The following is a 3,671-nucleotide window of genomic DNA, read 5'->3' on the forward strand; positions in this document are numbered from 1 at the left end:
CCATCGACGGCCCACGTCTCGGGCCAGGCCAGCTCGTCGAACGTGATCGCCGCCGCATGAACCGCGACCAGCACCTCGCCGGTCCCCGGGATCGGCCGCGGCGCCGACTCATATACCAGGACGTCGGGACCACCCGGGGTGTGCGCCCGCAGCGCCATCATGTCGTCCATGAGGGATCAGCCCTCCTCGTGTGGTTGATTGCCGTCACATGAATTCATTACAGTCCAGCGCCGTAACATTTATCGGCGCCGGTGGGCGATCCCTGCATCGCGCGCTGTTGGTCGCAGGATTGACATCCGGAACGGCGACAGCCAGGCGACGCCGTGCGGAGCGCACGGAACCGGCGTGACTGGACCGTCAGATGCGCACGAGAGGCGTGTCGACCAGATGCTCGGCCAGGAACCAGCACTGCTGCTCTCCGGTACGGATGACCTGCGAGACGAGCAGGTCGTTGGTTCCATCGTCACCCAGCTCCGCGCTCTTGGCGGCCGCCTTGTGGGCGTCGATCAAGATGCGTTCATGCGCGTCAAGCAGACGAGAGAGCATCGCCGGGACCTGCTCGACACCATCCGGCGGTCGCGGAATGCCGCTGAGCTCAGCCGCATGACGCGGATCGCCCACCGCAACGGCACCCAGGCTCTGGATGCGTTCGGCGATCGCGTCGATGAGAGCGAGCTGCTCGTCAGCGTGCTTGTCGAGCAGGAGGTGGAGCTGGTAGAAGGTCGCACCTCGAACATTCCAGTGACTCTTCTTGTAAAGCGCGTAAAGAATCTGGGTGTCCGCCAATGTCCGGTTGAGCATTTCGCCCGCGTACATGCGCGCGTCGTAGGACAATCCGACGGGGAACTGCTTCACGGTCCCAAACTTCTGGATCTCCCCGCCCCCGTGCTGATGCAGCCACGGCTGGCTCGACGGCGAGACGCGATCCGTTCCGTCCTGAGTTGCGGTCATCAGTGGACCTCCTCCACATTCACGGTTCGTATGACGCTCTTTGGGCCCGATCTCGTTTGGCTTCGCGCACCCACCTGCGCCCAGCCGCGGCACCAGCCGTTACCCGGCCGCCGCCTCCATGGACCGCCTGACGGTCTCGTGCAGCTCCGCCCAGGAGCGGGCGAACCGATCAACGCCGTCACGTTCCAGCACCGTGAAGACTTCTGCGAGATCGACGCCTGCGGCAGCTATCGCGTCGATCACTTTACGAGCCTCGGGGGCACGGCCGGTAACGGCGTCGCCGTTGTCTGCCCTGCGAAGTGAGCCGTGATCGGCAAAGGCCCGCAGCGTTGCCTCTGGCATCGTGTTCACCGTTCCGGGCACCGCGAGCTCGGTGACATACATCGTGTCCGGGTAGGCGGGATTCTTCACGCCCGTCGAGGCCCAGAGCGGCCGCTGAACGCGAGCGCCCTTTGCCCTGAGGTGCTCCCAGTGCGGGCCGGAAAACGTCTCCTGGAACGCTTGATAAGCAAGTCTCGAGTTCGCGATACCGGCCATCCCCCGCAACGCGAGCGCTTCATCCGACCCGATCTCTTCGAGGCGTTTGTCCACCTCGGCGTCGACACGCGAAACGAAGAGACTCGCTACCGAGTGGACTCCGGACAGAGGCACGCCGTCGTCGAGTGCCCGCTCCAAGCCGGCGAGGTACGCCGCCATGACCTCGCGGTACCGCTCCACCGAGAAGACGAGCGTGACGTTGACGTCGATGCCAAGCGCGAGAGCTTCCGTGATGGCCGGCAGGCTCGCCCTCGTCGCGGGGATCTTCACGTAGAGATTCGGGTGGCCGACCGCTCGCATGAGGCTCACGGCCTCGACGACCGTCGCCTCACAGTTGCCGGCCAGATCGGGGTTGACCTCGAGTGACACCCGCCCGTCCACGCCGTCGGACGCCTCCCAGACGCCGCGGAACAACTCGCAGGCCTGCTGGACATCCACGACCATGAGCTTTCGAGCAGCGTCTCCAACAGTCGCCCCACGCCGCGCGAGCTCCCGGATCTGCGACGTATAGACCCCTCGGTGCGCGAGCGCAGCCGCGAAGATGGTCGGGTTGGTGGTGACGCCGACGACGTGCTTGTCGTCGATGAGTCGCCGAAGATCGCCACTGACCAGGCGATCACGCGACAGGTCATCGAGCCAGATAGAAACACCCGCCGCGGTGAGCGCAGCAAGTCGGTCGTCTGTCACGTGGGATTCCTCTCTGGACGCTCTGGGGGCACTGACCTCCGCCCCGGCATTCCGGCCAGGCTCGGACCGTCCACGACTTCCCCGTCGGCACGACTCAGCGCTCCGTCGATCCACCCAGGGCGGGATGAGGCCCCAGGAGAGCAGTCAGCACCGGAACTAGACTGCCCGTTCCAGGCTATGGCATCAAACAGGCGGCCCCACAGGAGGACAAAAGTGGCGCACGCCACATCTCTCAGGCGTCCTCCAACCAGTGCGCGAGGCATCTCGGTGGCTGCACCCCCAGCCCGTTCACCTGCATAAACAAGTGAACTCGAGGAGCCGGCGATGCTCGGATTCGGTCGTCCGCTCGGCTGTCCGCGCTCTCCCGTCCATGTCGGAGAGCGATACGACGATGGACCATCTGGCACCAATGATGCGGCCGAGGGTGGGGTTGGCGCCTGGGTTCGCCGGAGTGCACGTAGGTAGCCGACCCGCCATCCGAGCCGCACGGAGGGCGCCGCAGCGCGTCGCCCACCCGATTGCCCGCCCGGACACCTATCCCGCCTGCTACAGCCCACGCTGGAGGCGTCCCGTCAGTGGCCCGGACGATGCCGCGCTGGATGCTGCCCCTGCTCGCCTCCATCGCGACCGGCCAGGAGGCATACGCCGCCGCCAGGAGCCGCGCCGCACGTCCCCGCCATCGCGTGTTGCCTTCGACCGTTCAGTCCAACGTTGCACACACGCCCCGGGACGGCTGAGCGCATTCTGCGCGCAGCGGCTTCTCACTCCGAGCGACCTGGACCAGTCCCCCTGGGAGCCGACACGACCCCTGCGACCAACTCGGCCATCGGCCTCGTCGTCAGCGCTCCGCGATCCTGCATCCGGCGCAGCCACACCGCCAAGCACGTCCACCAGGTCTGGAACGCATCCTCGATGCTCGGCCCGCATGGCACCGGACTGCTCTGCCAGCTGACTCACCAGCGACCCGAGCCGGCACCGCGCGCACCGTTGCGCGCGCGGTTCAACTCGACACGTCACCAGCCCACTCTTGAAGAGTGAGCACAGCAGCGATCTGGACCTCCACGACAGCGTCGTTAGACCTGCGAGCGGGCGGCCTCCGACGCGGTGCGAACTCGCTCGATGCTCATCTGCGCGGTGCCGTGCCGGAAGACGACCGTGGCGGCGCCCCATGCAATCCGATCTCGTGTCGCCGTATCACGGCCCGAGGCTGGCTCCTCGGGCTCCTGTCAGGTCCCGCATAGATGCTTGCCGAATCCATACTGGTCGGTCTAGTTTGGTGGGGGGTGTCGAGCAAGGAGCGCGTTGGTTCCGCTCCGCTGGGGCGGTCGGCAGTGCGCAGATGGGGCGGCCGGTCTGCCGAGCGGTCTGCGGCGACTTGCGTGACACGTTTGCAGTTGGCCTTGCACGGTGTACGAGATTCTCGAGACTGGGTTGTCCGCGATGTCGCGTTCAGGCGTTGGGTGTCGCGTCCGCAGGCTAGGATCGCCTGCGTGACG

At 66.4% G+C, this 3,671-nt stretch carries 2 protein-coding genes; both read right to left on the reverse strand.

Annotated elements, in window-relative coordinates; genetic code table 11:
* Window positions 1-357 precede the first annotated feature (357 nt).
* A complete protein-coding gene (locus tag MMF94_RS43030; protein ID WP_241043275.1) occupies window positions 358-951 on the reverse strand; it encodes a Dps family protein in 594 nt (197 codons plus the stop codon).
* A gap of 99 nt (window positions 952-1,050) precedes the next feature.
* Window positions 1,051-2,175, reverse strand: coding sequence for a transaldolase (tal, locus tag MMF94_RS43035; RefSeq protein ID WP_241043276.1), 1,125 nt, complete (start codon window positions 2,173-2,175; stop codon window positions 1,051-1,053).
* Window positions 2,176-3,671 lie beyond the last annotated feature (1,496 nt).

Origin of the sequence: Pseudonocardia alaniniphila (assembly GCF_022524485.1) — a bacterium.
In the GTDB taxonomy this organism is placed as follows: Bacteria; Actinomycetota; Actinomycetes; order Mycobacteriales; family Pseudonocardiaceae; genus Pseudonocardia; species Pseudonocardia alaniniphila.

Bases quoted from the DNA above. Each gene is read 5' to 3' on its own strand.
- MMF94_RS43030 (WP_241043275.1), bottom strand. From the start codon at position 951: ATGACCGCAACTCAGGACGGAACGGATCGCGTCTCGCCGTCGAGCCAG.